Consider the following 18,642-nt stretch of genomic DNA (forward strand, 5'->3'; position numbering starts at 1 on the left):
CCGCCACTTGCGCCGATCACTCCCTTGAGAGGCCCTGGGCATTCCCGAAAGCATCGATCTGCAACCTGCGGGGACAAGTAAATCATGGAAAACAGCCTACCCACGCAGGATGAGCGTCACCGCGGTTTCTTCGGTCATCCAAAGGGGCTCGGGTTCATCGTCTTCACCGAGGCGTGGGAACGGTTTTCATTTTACGGCATGCAGGCGCTCCTCGTCCTTTATATGACGAGCTACCTGTTTCTGCCTGAACATAGCGCCAACGTCTCCGGCTTCGATGGCTTTCGGGCGGTCATGTCGTCGGTATTTGGCGATTTGAGCACGCAGGCGCTCGCGACCCAGACCTTCGGCATTTACATTGGACTGGTTTATTTCGCCCCGGTATTTGGCGGTTTCATTGGTGACCGCTGGCTGGGGCGCCGAAAGGCAGTGGCGGTAGGCGCGCTGTTCATGGTCGCTGGCCATTTCATGATGGCTTTCGAAGCGGCCTTTCTGAGTGCGCTGGCCGCGCTCATCGTCGGGTCGGGCTTTTTGAAAGGTAATCTCGCCGCTCAGGTTGGCGAGCTGTACGATCCGGAAGACGGGCGCCGCGACGCGGGTTTTTCCCTCTATAATATGGCGATCAATGTCGGCGCATTTCTGGCGCCGCTGGCCTGCGGCACCCTTGGCGAGCTTTATGGCTGGCATTATGGATTTGGCCTAGCCGGAATCGGCATGTTGCTGGCCCTGTTTATTTATATTTACGGGTCCAGGCATTTGCCCGCCGAGCGGGTTCGAGCCGGTGCCAGCCAGACGGTGCCGAAACTGCAACCCGGCGATGGACGGCGCATCGCCGCTGTCCTGACGGTTCTGGGGATCACGTCGCTCTATTGGACCGTCCAGACCCAGGTCTGGAATACCTATCCGCTGTGGATCAAGGGACGCGTGGACCGTGTGGCGGGCGACCTCGAGGTGCCTGTGACGTGGTTCCAATCGCTCGATTCACTCGCGGTACTTCTCCTCGCCCCGCCGATTATCTGGTTGTGGCAACGCCAGGTTAAACGCGGCAATGCGAAAAGCGATCTGAACAAAATCGCATTTGGCTGCGGTGTCTTCGCATCCGCCTGCGTGCTTTTGAGCATTGGCGAAACGCTTGCCGGGCCGGACAAGGTCGCGCTTGTCTGGCCGGTCATGTTCCACTTCGTCTGCGCGATCGGGTTTTTGTATATCGGCCCGGTGGCCATGGCCCTTACCAGCCGGGTTGCGCCGCCATCGGTGAATGCCATGCTGATCAGCTCCTACTATCTGGGCATCTTTTTCGGCGGCTTCGGCAGCGGCTATCTGGGGCGCTTCTATGAAGCGATGTCGCCAGCCCAATTCTGGCTGCTGCATGCCGCGGTTGTCGGCACGGGCGCGATATTATTGATAATACTCACGCGGCCATTGAAAGCGGCGATGAAAGAAGGGGCCGCATGATGATGACCGCGATCCTCGCCGGTGTCGCGGCGCAGGCGGTGGTCCCTACCATCATTGTCCGTCCGGAAAACGCGCAAGACGCCGATTGCGCCGTCGCATCAGGAAAAGCCGCGATCACCGCCGCCGACAGTGTCTTCTCTGGGAACCCCGTACCAGGTGGTAAACGCCGGCCTCGCTGCCCGGGAGGATAGCCAAGCGGGCTGCGCGATCGGGTATGAAAAAGGGAGCCGGATTGCCGACCCCCTTTTTCGATTTGATATATTGTCAGGCGTTGTCTGGACTAGAAATCCATCCCGACTTTGACACCAACGGTACGCGGGCGCGTACGGTTCGCGTTTCGCCATTGGTGATATGGGTCAAGCCATTTGTTTTCATTCGTGATATTCGTCGCAAACAATTCGACGGACACATCGCTGACCTCCACGCCGATCCGTGCATTCAGGAGGCCGATACTATCCGAGAATTGCGGAAAAACATCGAATGTTGTCCGGTCGATATAGCTGACCTTGTCCCGGTAGGAATAATCGATGCGGGCGAAACCCGGCATATCGGCACTCCAGTCGAATTCATAATGCCCGCTGATCGAGAAGCTTATCTCGGGAACATAATCAAGCGCGTCGCCCGGCAGGTTTGTCGCGTCGGCCGCGTCGATGGCTTTGACTTCCGTATCTATCCAGGCGCCCGTCGCCGACAGGGTCAGCCCTTGGGCGGCCTCGACGGAAATTCCGCCCTCAAGCCCGATAATTTCGACATCACCGATATTGCTGAGCTGTGATGTGAAATTGAGGCCATTGAAGACAAGCCCTCTGCGCAGCATGTCGGAATAATCATTGAAGAAACCGGCCAGCTCGAACGTTATGCCTCCATCCGCGGACCGGCCCTTGATGCCTGCCTCGTACGTCAGCACGTTTTCCGGCTCATAAGGCGGATCGCCAGGTGAATTGAAGCCGCCACTCCGGAAACCAGAACCCACCGACGCGTAAAAATTCACCGTATCGGAGATGTCATACTTCACATAGCCGCGGGGACTGAAGTCCTCAAACGAGCCTGACTGCTCCGTCAGGTCGGGCACCAGAAAGAAGAAATCCGTACTGGCGGTTTTCTGCTTGTCGTGGAAGTACCGGCCGCCAACACCGACCTGAAGACGGTCGGTAAGCTGATATGACACATCACCAAAGAGGGCGTAGGATTCCGAACTGGCTTCGGAAACGAACCGATCAGTGAAGATCGAGACGAACGGCGTCTCCGACGAGGCATCGAACGTCCGATAGTCGGCGATCAGATTGTCTTTCAGGTCAGCGTAGAAAAAGCCGACTGTCCACTGAAGCGGACCGCTGTCCTGCGTTGCCAGGCGGACTTCCTGAGTGAACAGGCTGCCAGTATCGAAACGGTCGTCATTCCCTTCGAAGGGATCGCAGTTTGTGTCCAGCCCGCACTGATAGGCGAACGGGTATTGATGATCATTGTCGATATAGGACGTCGCGCTGGTCAGCGTCGCAAAGCCCAGATCGGCGGTCAGCGTCAAATTGCCGATATGGTTTTCCTGAATTTTCGGAACCAGAACCGTTGACGGATCGCCAGCGACAAAGACCGTGCGATCGGGATTCTCATATCCGAGGCCCAACTCGACTTTGTTCCGGTGGAAAATATACATGACTTCCACGTCGAGCCTGTCCGTGGCACGCCATAGTGCCTTTGCCCGGATGTTGACGAGTTTCTGATCATTGCCGTTTTTGATGCCTGCCGCGGGCTGGTCCTGCCAACCACCGCCGCCTTCGACCCGGCTGGCGATCCGAAGTCCCAACTTGTCCTCGACAATCGGCAGGTTCATGACATTTTCAAAGCCCCAACCGATATCACCGCCATCAACGGCGGACAGCGTGGCAGCGAGGCTTCCTTCGAAAGCATCCAGGACCGGCTTTTTCGTGATGTAGCGAACGGTTCCGGCAACCGAACCCTGGCCATATAATGTGCCTTGCGGCCCCTTGAGCACTTCGACGCGCTCAAGATCGTGCGCGCGAACGTCAAGCTGGTCAAACGCAGTGAGCGTCATGGGCAGCTCGTCAAGATACTGACCGACGACCGCGCCATTGCCATATTGGTTCACAATACCGCGCAGGAAGATGGTGTTGCTGCCTGGGCCGTCCTCGCGCATGGTCATACCGGGAACCGCAAATTGCAGATCCGAGACCGTGCCGATACCACGCTGTTCGAGCTCGTCGCCGGAAATGGTCGCGATTGCGATCGGAACGTCGATAACATCCTGCACGCGCTTGGCGGCCGTCACGACGATGACGTCTGTTCCGGCTTCAGCGTCATCGATGTCATCCGAAGCTGGTGCACCCGTTGATTGTGCAGCAACTGGCGCAGCGAACGCCATTACTGATATCGCCGTGCAAAGTAACCAGGCTTTCTTCATCCTATACCCTCCCAAGATGGATTTATTTGAGGGATAGTCTAGCGCTGACCAAACTTCCGCTGCGAGATGCGAAATGCAAGGGAGTGCGGTGCGACATTGTCACCATGACCCGCCCTACCCGCCGGTTCGTTTCCCGATCTGCGCCCACCGTCCGGGATTGATCACCGCCTGATCCTTGGAGAATTGAATGGCAAACGGGTAACGGCCGGGCACGGTGAATAGCCCTTTGCCAACACTGAGCAATTGGGTCGGCGTATCTGCCGCAATTGCAAAGACGGGATGTGGGCCCCGGGATTGCGCGTAGATCTGACCGCCATCGTGCCAGACGCGCAGGGAATGATCGGTGCCAAACCGATAGGCGCCAATTGCGGTCCTGATCTCGTCGTTCGTCAATTTCGGCTCGTTTTGCGGCGTCAGATGCCGCGATTGTTCGGGGACAGCCGACAGGATCGCATCCCACATGACTTCGCCGGCAATCGTCCCGATTTCGGCTGTGACCAGACCTGTGCCGGGTCCGCTTTCGATCTCGCCGGTGGAGACGGCGTATAGCACATCGCCGTCATATTCGGTCGCGAAGGGCTGGATGGCGCGCGCCATGGACGTGTGAACCTGCACCGCCAATCGCTTGAGCTCGGCCGGGTTCATCGCGCGATTGGTGACGATCACGCTGATCGTCGTATTGCGCTTTTCAGCCGCCGCCATGTCGGTCCCGTTCCAGTCACCGTCCATGCTGGCCGGGCTGGCACCGAGCAGATGTTGCGGCGTAAGTTCTTCTGGCCAGCCGGGATTCTTGTAACAGCCCAGAACCTTCCCATCCCGGCTGGTGATGACGCCCAGCGCATTGACCACGGTGAAGGCCGCGATTTTGATGTCCCCGATTTGACGAAAAGCGGCCCCCTGCCCGGAATTGGTGTTGCAGCCGAACATGCCGCCCGCAATGGCAGATCGTCCGGCACCATAGGCACCGCGCGGGAAAATGCCGGGCTTTGCGGCGCGCAAGGCCGCCTGCGCCAGACGCTTGTCCGGGTAAATTTCATTCAGGCGGCGCCCGCCCATATCATAAATGATCGAGCCCATGACAACGCCAATATTGTCCCAGCGCCCGGATCGTTTCCGATCATCAATCAACGCCGTATTGACCGCGGTCGCCGTTTCCAGGCCGTAGAATGTGCCGCCTGCCAGAACGATCGCGTCAAGTTCCGCGGCGGGATAACCCAAAGCGATATAATCGGAATTGATCGTTCCGGGTCCGCCCCCGCGCGCGTCCATCGCAACATGCGCCCTTTTGGGAAAATGGATCACTGTCGCCCCGGTCGGACCGGCTTCATATTGACCGGTGCCGACCCTGATCTCTGGCCAGTCGAAATGGAAAGCGTCCTTGCCTTCGAAACCGTCATTGATCGTGAGTTCCAGAGCGGATTGCGGCGTTGCTCCATCACTCTGTGCCGCCACGGGGACATGTCCGAATGCAATCAGCGCGGTGCCTGCGATCGCGGTCGCAATCTTACGCCAAATGTCTTTGTTCATGACGTGAATTTCCTTCATTTATGCATTCGCCCGGCTTTCCCGCATGGATCAATAAGAGACGCCAACACGCATTCCGACAACCACGGCGTCCTTAAAATCATCGTTCGCGCCCGGATTGAGAACCCATTGCACATTGGGCTGGATGCTGATCCAATCGCTAAGCTGGTGCGCGATGGTGGTTTCGAAAACGGTTTCCGAGCCAGCGGAGGTCGATTGTAAGCGCGCGCCTTTCGAGGCCCGCGCATGTGCGGCGGCGATCCCGAATTTCAGATCATCGCCATGTCGGTAGGTCGCCCCCGCGGACAGGAACACATCGAACGGATTGACCCGGCCGGATGCCATTCCTGCGCGCGCGAAAACACCAAGGGTGCAGTCTTCGGACTGAAGGAGGCAGGTTTCGCCTCTTATATAGACGCCCTGGCTGCGGCCGTCGCCAGGCTGGCCCAGGCGTTCAAATTCGAGCGTATATCGCCAGGCACCGGCAAGGATCCGTACGGGTCCCGGCGTCCAGTCAGCTTCGCCGATCACCAAAGCGCCGTCGTTGATCTTAATGGCAGTGCGGGCGGGATGAGAGGGATCGCCGGGTATCGCATCAAGCGCGGCCATGCGAATTGTCAGATCATCGCCGACATCGATGGAAAGGCGCGCCGCCAGACTGGTGACGGGAAAAATCGAGGGGCCATTTTCCCCTGTCTGGGCGATATCCATGCCCACGCCATGCGCGCTCCCCATGAAGATGTCCGCATGTTCCAGCGCGTCAAATTCGGAATTCAGGTCGTAAAGCCCGACGCGAATATTCGCGGTTGCGGAAATGTCCCGTTCTACCCACGCTTCGTAGAGGCGGAGTGCCCTTACCCCCGTCTCGATATTGCTGACCACCATGGCGTCACCGGTCAACTCGCTCAGTGATTTGCCGTTATTATAGAGGACATAGAGAAAGCCTCTCATGCCCTCCCAGCCAAATGCCTGTTCGAAATCGACGTCGAAGGTCACGTCCACATTATCAAGGTAACGCGAACCATCCCGCGCGCCGCCGAAATTATACCAGACGTCAGCGGTGTAGGAGAATTCAACCTGAACCGGGTGCGCGGCGACGTCATCACGCGCCTCTGGCTGAACGGATATGTCCTCTTCCTGTGCCTGCTCCCGTCCCCAGGCAGCGGGCGCTGTGATTGCCGTCATCGCCAGGGAAACCGCGATTTTTGCAACCAGAATGGGCCTGAGGGGGGCGGGAAAGCGCGTTTCGTTCATCAGAATGAAGAGATCAGATGAACGCGCATTCGGTCTCGCCTGACCGGGATGAATTTTGTTTCCGCAGCCGGGGCCGCCTTGCACAGCGCCGGTATGTTCGCCCGGCGTAACCGGCCACAGTCGAATGGCCCGCGGATGATTGTACAGGCATGGATGGCCGCACAGGCAGTGATTGGCAATTGACCCTCCCCCCATATTGCGAGGGCAAACAGATGGGTCCCCGCGAATATGTAGCGGAACCTAGCCTGTCTGATCGGTAGGATATGCTGACGACTGTGCAATTTGTGGTGACAATTTGGCACCTTGGTGGGTGCTTTCGGTTTCAATCTGCAGGCCGTTTCAGATCTGGACGACGCGCATGTGGTGGATTGAACCTTATAGCGGCGGACAAACGGGCATTTAGCTCGCCGGGCTCCTTTATCGTCGGCCCACACCTGCCGATCCGGGTTGGGAAAAGACAAGAGATCGATGGAGGAGAATATGGGGAAAGTCTTTCAGCGTTACCTTCTGGCGGGCTTCATCTTCCAGTCGGTCGTGATCGGCGGCGGGTATGGCACCGGACGGGAACTGGCGGAGTTTTTCCTCCCCCACGGCCCCATGGGCGGCCTGCTTGGTATGGTTGTGGCGATGGCTGTGTGGGGCGTAGTTCTGGCGGTAACATTCGAATTTGCACGCCAGACCGGCAGCTATGATTACCGGACATTCTTCAAAAACCTGCTCGGCCGGTTCTGGGTCCTGTTCGAGATCATCTTCATTCTTGAGATCATCATCGCGCTTTCGGTTGTCGGGGCAGCATCGGGAGAGCTTTTTTCCGAAGCCTTCGGCGTGCCCAAAATCGGCGGCACCATATTGTTGCTCGCCTCCGTGATTATTCTCGTTTTCTACGGTTCGAAGGCAATCGAGGGATTTCTGTCCGTCTGGTCGCTATTGCTATACGCTGTCTATGCGGTGTTTCTCACCATTGTTCTGACGCGGGTCGGAGGCACAATCGCGGAGAATCTGGCGCAGGCACCGGTCAGCAATGGCTGGATTATCGACGGGGTGCGCTACGCCGGATATAATCTGGCAGTGATCCCGGCAGTGCTCTTCGTGGTCACCCACCTCGAAACCCGTCGTCAGGCTGTTTTGAGCGGCCTCTTTGCGGGGGTAATTGCGATTGTGCCTGCGATATTCTTCTATCTGGGCATGTCCGCATATTACCCCGAGATCGCCGACGCACCTGTTCCGGCGACCTATATGCTGGGCGCGCTCGGCGTCATCTGGCTGAGCATCATTTTCAAGATCATGCTGTACGGGACTTTCGTGGAAACGGGCAGCGGGCTCATCCATGCGGTGAACGAACGGATCGCGATCAATGCGAAAGAGCGCGGGGTCGAGCTATCCCGTCTGATCCGCCCTGCCGTCGCCCTGATATTGCTGGTGGTCTCTGTTTTTCTGGCCACAAAGGTGGGCCTGATCGAACTGGTGTCCAAGGGCTACGGCCTGCTGACGTACGCCTTCATTTTGGTTTACATTATCCCGATCATGACCCTCGGGCTGTATCGCATTACGCGTAGAAGTGCGTGACGGTTCATTCCCTCGCGAAGTTCCGGATCGGCCGGCCGGGCAGGACATCAACGTCAAGTCGCCCGTCTCGCACGACGGGAACGCCTGCGACGATGACATGGCGGAAACCGGCGGAGGTCTGCGCGGGTTTTTCATAAGTCGCCCTGTCTTCGACCCTATCCAGATCGAAGATGACGATATCTGCGTCCGCCCCGACCTGGATGCGCCCCTTGCGCGACATGACAGGGGCGGCGGCCTCTACGATGCGCGCGGGGACGAGCGTGATCTTTTCGATCGCATCGATCAGCGCGATGGCGCCGCGATCCCTGACATAGGTTTTCAGAAACCGCGCGAAGGTGCCAGCGCTTCGAGGATGCGATTCAGCATTGGCAGGAACCGGCCAGCTATCCCTGTCCAGGCGGACTGCGCCGATGCGCCAGAAATCGCCATCCGAGGCGATGGCTCCACCAGGAAACAATACGGACATATCAAGAAAAGCGCGGTCCCTTTCGGAGTCTTGGGGTGTCAGCAAATGGACCACCACCGGCGTGTCGGGTGCTTCGGCCTGCAGGCGGTCGAACTCCTCGCGGTTCAGACGTTCACCATTTGCAGTAAAATCGTCCGGACCAATGCCACCGAGCCGCTCGCTCCATCCCTCGCCCTGAAAAAGGGCGGCGCCGATTGCCGTCGATCCGGCCCCATAGGGATAGGCTTCGACCGAGATCGGAACGCCGCGACTCTGAGCGCCGCGGAGCATAGCGGCGATTTCCTCTATGCGACGCAGGCTCGTGCTGTTCAGATGGCAGATATGGGTATGCGCGCCCGTCGCGGCGGAAACCGCGATCAGTTCCTGGACCGCTTCGACGGCGCTGCCGGGCTCTATGGCCGAGGCGAAGCGTGAATGCGTGAATAAAGGGACGTTACGCGATGCGGCACGCCGTGCGAGGGCCAGATATTCTTCGCGCCGCGATTGCGGCGCGTAACCCAGCAGGACACCGATCCCGATCGCGCCCTGATCCAGCCCGGTCTCGATCAGCCTGAACATGGTTTCGGATTCTTCCGGTTCGAGCTCCGGCTTTTGCCAGTCCGGCTCTGCGAACTTACGCTCGTACCATGCATCATCCTGTTGTTCCGGCTCTCCCAGCACTGCGGCGATGCGTGCGTTCGCCCAACTCGCCGACGCGCCATAATGTATCGGGCGTCCCTCACGCGAAGAGCGGTCGTAGAACGCATCGACTGGCAAAGTTCCCGCCTCAAGCTCAAGCATGGTCGTAACGCCGTCCAGGGCCTTCATCCGGCCGGCGGGAATGCTCTGACCATGGGCGTGGAGATCGATGAAACCCGGCGCGACCACCATATCGCGCGCATCGATGTTCACCTTGCCCTTGATCGATTTCGTGGTGATCGCAGCAATCACGCCGCCATCGACCGCTATGCTTCGCGTCGCATCGAGCCCCGTTTCAGGGTCGATCACGCGCCCGCCGGTAATGACCAGGTCATAATATATGGGCGAGGCTGGTTCCTGCGCTGCCAGCCGATCCGTGAACATCGCGGCCATCACACAGGCGAGACCTGCCAAGAATATGGGCCTGGTCATTCGATCATTCTCCCTTATTGCGCCTGTCGCGCGCCAATCCACGTAGTCATATGAAGCGGGCTGCCGGGCCAGCGGCCATGACATTGTCAAATTCCTGAGGCGCAATGTTCGCGCCGCATATCATGATACATGTAGACCGCCCGGCCAGCCTGTCGTGAAAGGGACAAAGTGCGCCAGCCAGCGCGGCGGCACCGCCGGGCTCGACCAGCAGCTTGAACCGTTCAAGCAGCACGGCCATTGCGCCGCGCATTTCGGCATCGGTGATCGTTACAAGCTCGTCGATCATCGCAGCACAGATCCCAAAACTGTAAGGCAGGGTAAAATGCGGAGCGAGACAACCGGCTATCGTCTCAACTTTCGCCAGTGAGACAGGCATGCCGGCGGCGATCGATGCGGCCATAGTGGCGGCTCCTTCGGGTTCCACCGCAAGCAGCTCAATGCGATCATCCAGTTGCTTGAGCGACGCGGCGAGGCCCGTACATAATCCGCCTCCACCGATGGCGACGATCGCTGTGTCGATATCGGGCATTTGCTCGGCGATTTCCATCCCGGTGGTCGCTGCGCCGATTGTGGTATTCTCCCCTTCCCAGGGGTGGATGAAGGTCCAGCCTTCGTCTGCCAGTCGCTCCCCCATCTCAAAAGCACTCGCCACATCTTCAGCGACCTCCACCTTCGCGCCGCGAACCCGTGCCGCGTCGACGCAAGCGGCATTTGCCCCGCGAACAATGACGATTTTCGCAGGCAGTCCGAGCAGCTTCGCGCAATGCGCCACAGCGATACCGTGATTGCCCGAACTGACCGTACACAATCCCCGTTCCACCGAAGCGCCACCGGCATTGAGGGCGCTGTTGAGCGCCCCGCGCAGCTTGAACGACCCGGTATGCTGCATCAGTTCGAGCTTGAAGGCGATGCGCGTCCCCGCACCGAAATACGGCCCCAGAAGATCCGTCACATCGATCAGCGGAGTGCGCAGGATGTAGGGCGCGAGCCGGTCCTGCGCCGCGCGAATTGCCGAGAGCGTTGGAAGTAATAGGGGCGCAGTGACCGATGTCATTCCACCACGTCGCCTCAGTCTGCCGCCGGTGTTGTCAGCACGAAGTAATTATATGCCATCTGCGCTATGTCGGCGATAATCTCTTCATTGGCGGCAATCTCCGAATTGCCGTTGCGCACGTAAATTACGACGGCCAGATTGCCGCGCCCGCCGGGTAGCTCGATAACGCCCGCATTGTTGGTGACGCCGGTCGGGCCATCGAGCGTGCCGGTCTTGTGCATCACGCGCGTTCCGGCGGGCAATTTCCCTTCGATGCGGTTCTTGCCGGTTTCGCAGCGCGCCATGATGTCTTTCATCAACTGCGTGTGTTCGGCGTTGAGCAAGTCACCACGCCACAACTGTTCCAGAAAATTCAGCATGGCATCGGGCGACGCCTTGTCGCGCGGATCGGCGAGAAAGTCCCCGACATATTTATCGTCCGCATAGCGTTCCGCCATTAGCGCCTCCGCGCGTCCTTCGTCTTCGGGGGTCATCCGATCCCAGGCGGCGGCGAAGGAGAGCCCTTCGTCGCGAACGAGCCTGGTCAGGGGTGGATAATCTGCAAATTCGACCAGCAATTGCTTGGTGGTGCGTGATACGGTCAGGTCATTGATCGCAGCGCCCCGAACCATGGCGGTCACCGCACTGGCACCGCCCGCTGCGCGCATGAGGACGTCGGTTGCGGTGTTGTCGCTGAGAACCATGGTTAGTTCGATGATGTTCGACAGTGACAAGGCCGCCGGGCCGCGACTGAGCCGTTCCTCGACAATGCTCCATTTGACATATTCGTCGCCGCGGATCCCAATCAGCTGGTCGAGCGACAACTCCCCGGCCTCCACGCGCCGCAACGCCTGCACGGCAATCGGAATCTTATATGTGCTGGCCATGAAATAGAGTTCGCCGTTATTGATGGAAACCGAACGGCCCGTTTCGAGATGCCGGACCGCGACGCCGACATTGCCTTCATTCCTGCGCGCAATTCTCTCAATCTCCATTTCGAGCGCCATCTTCGCGGGTGCCTGCGCGGTTGCCGAAGCCCCCGATCGAGCCGATGCATCATCAAGAGCGGCGGGGCTGGTTATCATCGCCAAGCCGAGAGCCGCCACGAAATATTTGTCTTTAAAAAACATAAGCCTGCTCCAATAGATAGGGTTCTTCACATCGACGGCTCGGCGGTCGTGGCGATCTGGTGAAGGCGCCAGCCACAGGCCAGATCCTGAGCGATATGGCCCAGCGACTTGTAGAGGGTGATTTCATCTGCCGACCGGCGTCCAGGCGCCTTGCCGGACAGCACGTCGCCGATCTCGGCCAGTATGTGATCCTCGCCGATCAGACCCAGCTTGTTTGTACGAATGAACTCGCCGCCTTGGGCCAGTGCACCCTGGCGTGAATCGCAAAAATACCGAACCGACGCGACCAGGGTTTCCTCGATTTCCGAAGCGCGCTCGTGGCTCGATCCGACGGCATTGATGTGAGTGCCGGGTTCGACCCAGTCCCTGCACAGGATCGGATCGCTGGCACCGCTGACAGTGCAGATGATGTCGGCGCGCCGGGCGGCCTCCTGCGCAGAACCGGCAACCCCGATCGTCCGTCCGAGTTCGTCGCCCAGCTCTTTCGCCATGCGTTCCGCTTTTTCGCGGCTGCGCCCCCAGATTGTCACCGACGTAATCGATCGCGCGTCGGTGATCGCCCTGATATGGGATTCCGCCTGTTCCCCGGTGCCGAGGATGGCCAAGCGGTTGGCGTCGGGCCGGGCCAGCGCTTCGGTGGCGACCGCGCTGGCTGCCGCCGTGCGCCGCTTGGTGATCTCAGCGGCATCGACCAGCGAGACGAGCAGGCCGCTATCGGGATCGAACAGCATGACAACGCCTTGATGAGAAGACGCGCCCGCAAGCGCGAAACGCGGATCGACGCTCAGGACCTTGGCACCAAACGGTCCATCCGCCGCCAGTGCACCGGGCATGCAGCCGAACAGCCGCGGCTCGGCCAATGGCAGCAGGATACGCAGCGATTGCCGCGTGGTGCCCTCGGCAACCCGCTGCATCACCTCGCTCACCAGATCAAAGGCCAGCTTTTCGCTCAGCAGCCGTTCGACAACATCCTGCCCGAGATATGGGATAGATGATCGCGCTTCGTTTTCCTTGTGTCGGCTCATGGCCCAACTCCTGATCGCTTGGCGGCCGGTTTCATTGCGCACCACCATAGTTTTGTTGCCTTGTCGTCGGGGCGGCTTTTCGCAGGATGCCGGATTCTGCGTTGAGCCAGAGCACGTCGCTCACGCGGAATCCCTGGTTGACCATTGCCTGTTCCAATGGGGAAAGCTGCTGCGTGGCTTGCACGGCATGTCGGTTCAGCCCGATATTCGCCAAACCGATTATCTTCGTTGTGTGATCGAAAAAGTCATCGGGATTTTCGGCATCGAAGCTAATCCCGCCGTCCTGGTAACCGACGCCTTGCAGGACATTCAGAAAAGACAGGTCGGAAGGGGAGACCGCCTCGATTTTCGCATCGACAGGCCAATCGAGCTTGATCACTTTTGCCTGTAGGCGATTGCGCACCGCCTCGGCAGCGCTCTGACGCAAGTCGCGCTCGACCCCATCCAGGGGCAGCGCGCGAGCGGACCACGCGTTGTTTGAGTGTTTGGTTGTCACATATTCGACCCAGTCAAGGTGCGCGATATCCCGAGCGAGCCGGTCGTCTCCCGAGGCAAAGATCAATGGAATGCCGACATCGCCAAAGGACAATGCGACGAGCTCGGCCTCGGTGAGGGACCGGTCGCCAACATGGATGCGAATGCCGATCGACCATGTGTGCGCGGCAAAGCCACCGCTGCCGGATTTTGCATGCATGCCGACAACCGCGACACCGTCATAGGCTCCGGGGCGGGCGAATTCGGTATAGGGATTGAACGGATGATCGAGCATGATGTGCCGCGCGCGTGGGTCCAGCCTGTCCAGCAACAGGTCGGGCTGTGGATTGCCGCTCCCATGCGCATCAGCGATGTCGACAACATCCGCACCGCCATCGAACAATCCGGCGACGACTGCATTGACGTCTGCGATCAGCCTTTCCTGCCCTTGCGCGTATTCCTTCGTGCCATAGCGGAAGGTGAGCGGATTGGTTTGTCCCGAAAGACCCTCCATATCGTGTAGTAAGAGGATACGGATATCCCCGTCGCCGGTCGCTCGATTGGCTTCGACTATCCAGGGGTCACTCTTGGGGACCGCACAGGCAAAGCAGCCCAGCACGGCGATCAGACAGGTATAGCGGGATACGATCCAGGCCATCTATCGCCAATCCAAACTCTCGAAATCGTCGTTCTGGATTGCTTCATCACTTGCGAGCCGTTGCGGGGTCAGATCCACGGCGCTACCCCGATGCGGGACCGCATCGAAATCCGGGGAGAAACGAACGGTGGCCGCGCCGGAAACAAACTGATCGAGAATGCGCTTGCCCAAATGCTCGAGGACACCGTTTGCAGTGCCCATATTGGTCGCCAGAATCACGCCGAGACGTCGATCGGGGAGATAAATCGACTCGGAAGCCTGCCCATATGTTGCGCCGCCATGAAACACCGCACGTTCGCCATGCCGGTTGCCGAGACCGAATCCTACGCCGATCGTGCGTGGTCCCGTACTGGCGAATTGCGACCGCCACATCCTTTCCAGTACAGAGGATTGCCGAAACTCGCCGGCCCAGACGATCTCGCCGTCCTTCTCGACCACCGCGCTCAACCGGGGCAGGTCATTGGAATCGACAGCAGATTGTGCATCACCTAAGAATTGTACGGAGATGGCGTCCGCCAGACTGGGTTCCCCGGCGCGCACGCCGCAAGGTATCACCGCAAGAACGCAAACGAGTGTCAGCAGCCATCTCGACATGAAGGTTTCCTGCCCCAATCCCAAGTGATCCCAGTCCCGCGACTCTGCCTTCCGAAACGCAGGTTATTTTCCCATTCCCCGGCCGTGCCGAGAGGATTCGGTCGGCGCACACTGCCAAAACGGCGGTTTTTTCGATCCGATGCTTCGATGCTGAAGGGCAATGCGGGGGGCAACGCCCGCGATCACTTGCGGAGTCTCAGATATGAAGTACCGGCGTATGCCCATCGAAGCGGAGTCGCCCGAGCAATTCGGGTACGATAAAATTCGCTACAACCTTGCCGAATCCTCAGTTAGCGACCGGCATCTGAGCGAGTTCGAAATCGATCTGTCGCAGCAATTGCTCTGCTATGGCGATCATATCGGTCATCCGGGTCTGCGCGGACTGGTGGCACGGGCTGCGGGTGAGCCGCTGGGTGCCGGGGACGTGCTGATCACTTCCGGCGCGGCATCTGCCTTGTTCATCATCGCCTCCAGCCTGCTGGAGCGGGGCGATCACATGATCGTGGTACGGCCCAATTACGCGACCAATATCGAAACGCCGCGGGCGATCGGGTGCGACGTCAGTTTTCTCGACCTTGATTTCGACCAAGGGTTTGCGCTCGATGTCAAACGCCTCGCCAAGCTGATCCGTCCCGAAACAAAGCTGGTCAGTGTCACGACGCCTCACAATCCGACCGGAGTGTGCCTCGACCGGGCGCAGATTGAGGCGATTCTCGCGCTGCTTGAGAAAACCGATGCGAGGTTGCTGGTCGATGAAACCTATGCCGATATGGGGAAAGGAGCGTTCGATCCCAGCGCGGCGACCCTGTCGCCCAGGGTCATCGCGGTGAGTTCCCTGTCCAAATCTTATGGTATTCCCGGGATACGCATCGGCTGGATCATCAACTCGGACCCCGATCTCATGCATGTGTTCCTCTGTGCCAAAGAGCAGATCAGCATTTGCGGCAGTGTGATCGACGAAGAAGTCGCCTATCAGGCATACTCCGCGCGCGAGAAATGGATTCCAGAGAATAATCGGCGTATCGATACCGCGCTGGCCCATGTGCGGGACTGGGTGACACAGGAAGACGCTGTCGAGTGGATCGAGCCCGTCGGTGGGTGTGTGTGCTTCCCCCGGATCGCCCCCAATGCGGGTATCGATATCGAGATATTTTATCGCAAGCTGAATCAGGATCATGGCACCTATGTCGGGCCGGGCAGCTGGTTCGAGATGCCGCGCAATTACTTCAGGATCGGCTTTGCATGGCCGGGTCTGGACGAGCTGGACGGCGGTCTTGAAAACATATCGTCCGCGATCGCAAACAGTCGCGGTTAGCGACCATTATCGGAGGGACTGACGGATGCTCGACCTTGACGAGATCGAACGATCCATGTTGACGGGTAGCGACAAGGGCCTGCCTAGCCTTGATGCTCCGATCCGGTTATCGGAGATCGGTGGGCGAGAATTGCGCGTGCTTGGCGAAGATCTGACCCTGCCACTAGCGGTGATCCGACGCAGCGTGCTTCATGCCAATAGTCGCTGGATGCGTGACTATCTGACCGCAACCGGTGCCCGCATCGTTCCCCATGGCAAGACCACCATGGCCCCGCAGCTGTTCGACCTGCAGATGCGCGATGGTGCATGGGGTATCACGGCCTCGACCGCCAATCATGTTGCCACATATCGCCGGGCTGGCGTGAAGCGGATCATTCTTGCCAATCAGCTCGTCGGAAGCGCGAATATTGCGCTTGTCCTGCGCGAGCTGGAGCGGGATCGTGAGTTCGATTTCTACTGCCTGATCGATTCAGTGGAAGGGCTTGAACTGCTCCTGCGGGAGATCGAGAAGCGTCCGCCGGGCAGGCCGGTCCAGCTCCTGCTCGAAATGGGTGCTTCGGGTGGCAGAACGGGAGTGCGGACACTGGCGGAAGCACTCGAACTTGCGCGCCGGGTCGCAGCGGCACAGCCGAAAGTCTGTTTGCGCGGGATCGAGACCTTCGAAGGGGTTTTCGACCTTTCGGTCGAGAACAGCTCGCAGGCGGTCGACCAGCTTCTGACCTCTGCGGCCGGACTTGCTCGCGCCTGCGATGAAGAGGGGCTCTTCGCTGCCGGAGAGATCCTGTTGACGGCGGGTGGCTCAGCCTATTTCGACAGCGTGGTACGCCATTTCGGCGACGTCGAGCTGAGCCAGCCTTCCGCCGTGGTTTTGCGCAGCGGATGTTATCTCACGCACGATTCCGGGTTCTATACGCGAGCCTTCGCCAGAATATGCGCGCGAGATGGACACGCCCCGAAGATTGCGGGCGCGCTGGAGCCGGCGCTGGAGGTATGGGCCTATGTCCAGTCGATTCCCGAACCCGGTCTGGCCATCGCGACGATGGGCAGGCGCGATGTGTCGTTCGATATGGACCTGCCCGTGCCGTTGAAGCATTTTCGCCCCCGCGAGCACGTTCATCCCGTTGACGTGCCGGAGGGACTGAACGTCACCGGCCTCAACGATCAGCATGCCTATTTGAACGTTCCTGACGGAGCCGAACTGGCGGTGGGTGACATGCTGGGCTTCGGCGTGTCGCACCCGTGCACGACGTTCGACAAATGGAAATACCTGTTTGTCGTCGACGACGATTATGTCGTCACGGATGCGATAAGGACATTCTTCTGATTGCGGGAGGCAGCGCTGCCGCTCATCGGTATCGGTAAGGCTGCGGGTCGATCACCGGCTCGTGTCCCAGCATGATATCGGCGAGGAGCGCGGCGGAACCTGCCGCCATTGTCCAGCCGAGAAAGCCGTGCCCGGTGTTGAGGTATAGCCCATTGACGGGCGAGGCCCCGATGAAAGGGAGGCCATCGGCGCTCATGGGGCGCAACCCGGCCCACTCCACCCGGTCCCTGCCGATCGTGCGATGCACCAGTGAGGGATATAGCCGCGCGAATATGCGATCGAGATTGGCGAGGCGAGCCGCCGACAATCTGCGATCGAACCCGGCGAACTCCGCTGTGCCCACGACACGTATCCGCTTGCCGATTGGGACTACCGCGGCGTGCATTTCCTCGTCGATCACGGGAAGTCGCGGCAAATCTGCATGATCCGGCAATTGGTAAGTTATCGAATATCCCTTTACCGGTTTGACCGATAGCCTGAGGCCCAGATTCCTCAAAAGACCGGGAGATTGCGCACCGGCACAGATGACCACGCGTTTTGCAGGCAGAATCCCTTCCTGAGTGCGCACTCCGGCGATTTGCCCACCCTTCAGGACGACGCCTTTCGCCTTCAGACCCATTCTCAGCTTGCCGCCACGTTCGATGGAGCGGCGGATGCATTCGCTCGTGAACTTTCGCGCATCGCCCGACCTGTCACCGGGATAGCGGATGCCTCCGGTGAACAAATGGGCACTTTCGGCCAGATGCGGCTCGATGCCGAAGGTGCCGGTTGCGCTCACAGTTTCGAATTCGAGCCCAAGGGGAGCCAGCCGCTCTGCGGCTTCGACCGCATATTGAAACGATGCCGCTGATGCGAACACCGCCATTGTGCCAGCGGATGCCTGATCGAATTCAATCAGGTTGGCTCGTTCGATGGCGTCCATCCGTTTCATGGAATAGGAGGCCAGCAGATAAATCGCTTCGGTGGCCCGGCGATGGCGGGCAGGAGATGAATTGCGCAGGAACTCAAGACCCCATCTGCCGTAGGAGGGTAATGCGGTAAGATTGAGCTTGAGAGCGGCATGGGGGTCGAACAAGGATCCTAAGAGGTGTTTCCACACCCCAGGGGTGTTCCATGGCTGCGGCATTGACGGGGTCAGCATGCCGCCATTGGCAAAGCTTGCGCCAAGACCGGGTTCGTGAGCCGCCTCGACAAGGGTTGCGTGCTCGCCCCTAGAGGCAAGTTCAAGCAGCGTTGTTGCCCCGACGACCCCTCCACCGATCACTAAGGTTGCGCTCATTGTTCAATCTGATCGATCA

At 59.3% G+C, this 18,642-nt stretch carries 14 protein-coding genes; 4 read left to right on the forward strand and 10 right to left on the reverse strand.

Annotation, left to right across the window (positions count from 1 at the left end):
• Nucleotides 1–84 precede the first annotated feature (84 nt).
• Nucleotides 85–1,452, forward strand: a complete 1,368-nt coding sequence (locus KCG44_RS00685) for a peptide MFS transporter (RefSeq protein WP_218443570.1) — start codon at nucleotides 85–87, stop codon at nucleotides 1,450–1,452.
• Between the two features lie 280 nt (nucleotides 1,453–1,732).
• Here the strand turns inward: KCG44_RS00685 and KCG44_RS00690 are convergent, their stop codons facing one another.
• From KCG44_RS00690 to KCG44_RS00700, 3 genes are all read right to left on the reverse strand, one after another.
• Nucleotides 1,733–3,871 (reverse strand): TonB-dependent receptor, encoded by a 2,139-nt coding sequence (locus KCG44_RS00690; protein WP_218443572.1) that lies wholly within the window; start codon nucleotides 3,869–3,871, stop codon nucleotides 1,733–1,735.
• 114 nt (nucleotides 3,872–3,985) lie between these two features.
• On the reverse strand, nucleotides 3,986–5,398 hold the full coding sequence (locus tag KCG44_RS00695) for a P1 family peptidase (protein ID WP_218443573.1): 1,413 nt from the start codon (nucleotides 5,396–5,398) through the stop codon (nucleotides 3,986–3,988).
• A gap of 48 nt (nucleotides 5,399–5,446) precedes the next feature.
• The gene (locus KCG44_RS00700) at nucleotides 5,447–6,649 is read right to left on the reverse strand and encodes a carbohydrate porin (protein ID WP_255536239.1); all 1,203 of its coding nucleotides are present in this window, start codon (nucleotides 6,647–6,649) and stop codon (nucleotides 5,447–5,449) included.
• A gap of 480 nt (nucleotides 6,650–7,129) precedes the next feature.
• On the opposite strand from KCG44_RS00700, the gene KCG44_RS00705 reads away from it, so the two are divergent.
• A complete protein-coding gene (locus KCG44_RS00705; RefSeq protein ID WP_218443575.1) occupies nucleotides 7,130–8,215 on the forward strand; it encodes a YkvI family membrane protein in 1,086 nt (361 codons plus the stop codon).
• Nucleotides 8,216–8,219: 4 nt separating this feature from the next.
• Here the strand turns inward: KCG44_RS00705 and KCG44_RS00710 are convergent, their stop codons facing one another.
• The 6 genes from KCG44_RS00710 to KCG44_RS00735 are packed head-to-tail and all read right to left on the reverse strand — an operon-like array spanning nucleotide 8,220 to nucleotide 14,705.
• Complete coding sequence (locus KCG44_RS00710; protein ID WP_218443576.1) at nucleotides 8,220–9,791, reverse strand: amidohydrolase family protein; 1,572 nt, start codon at nucleotides 9,789–9,791, stop codon at nucleotides 8,220–8,222.
• A 46-nt stretch (nucleotides 9,792–9,837) separates the two neighbouring features.
• Nucleotides 9,838–10,845: a threonine ammonia-lyase gene (locus KCG44_RS00715; RefSeq protein ID WP_218443578.1), complete on the reverse strand. Its 1,008-nt coding sequence runs from the start codon at nucleotides 10,843–10,845 to the stop codon at nucleotides 9,838–9,840.
• 14 nt (nucleotides 10,846–10,859) lie between these two features.
• The gene (gene bla, locus KCG44_RS00720; RefSeq protein WP_218443580.1) at nucleotides 10,860–11,954 is read right to left on the reverse strand and encodes a class A beta-lactamase; all 1,095 of its coding nucleotides are present in this window, start codon (nucleotides 11,952–11,954) and stop codon (nucleotides 10,860–10,862) included.
• A 26-nt stretch (nucleotides 11,955–11,980) separates the two neighbouring features.
• Entirely contained in the window at nucleotides 11,981–12,979 is a 999-nt protein-coding gene (locus KCG44_RS00725) for an ornithine cyclodeaminase family protein (protein ID WP_218443581.1), read from the reverse strand.
• A 31-nt stretch (nucleotides 12,980–13,010) separates the two neighbouring features.
• The gene (locus tag KCG44_RS00730; protein ID WP_218443582.1) at nucleotides 13,011–14,111 is read right to left on the reverse strand and encodes a M55 family metallopeptidase; all 1,101 of its coding nucleotides are present in this window, start codon (nucleotides 14,109–14,111) and stop codon (nucleotides 13,011–13,013) included.
• Complete coding sequence (locus tag KCG44_RS00735; RefSeq protein WP_218443584.1) at nucleotides 14,112–14,705, reverse strand: serine hydrolase domain-containing protein; 594 nt, start codon at nucleotides 14,703–14,705, stop codon at nucleotides 14,112–14,114. It lies immediately after the preceding gene.
• A 217-nt stretch (nucleotides 14,706–14,922) separates the two neighbouring features.
• Between KCG44_RS00735 and KCG44_RS00740 the strand changes: the two genes are divergently transcribed.
• On the forward strand, nucleotides 14,923–16,020 hold the full coding sequence (locus KCG44_RS00740) for an aminotransferase class I/II-fold pyridoxal phosphate-dependent enzyme (RefSeq protein WP_218443585.1): 1,098 nt from the start codon (nucleotides 14,923–14,925) through the stop codon (nucleotides 16,018–16,020).
• Nucleotides 16,021–16,045: 25 nt separating this feature from the next.
• Entirely contained in the window at nucleotides 16,046–17,344 is a 1,299-nt protein-coding gene (locus tag KCG44_RS00745; protein ID WP_218443587.1) for an amino acid deaminase, read from the forward strand.
• 22 nt (nucleotides 17,345–17,366) lie between these two features.
• Here the strand turns inward: KCG44_RS00745 and KCG44_RS00750 are convergent, their stop codons facing one another.
• Nucleotides 17,367–18,623, reverse strand: coding sequence for an FAD-dependent oxidoreductase (locus tag KCG44_RS00750; RefSeq protein ID WP_218443588.1), 1,257 nt, complete (start codon nucleotides 18,621–18,623; stop codon nucleotides 17,367–17,369).
• Between the last annotated feature and the right edge of the window lie 19 nt (nucleotides 18,624–18,642).

Source organism: Pacificimonas pallii, from assembly GCF_019204005.1.
GTDB lineage: Bacteria > Pseudomonadota > Alphaproteobacteria > Sphingomonadales > Sphingomonadaceae > Pacificimonas > Pacificimonas pallii.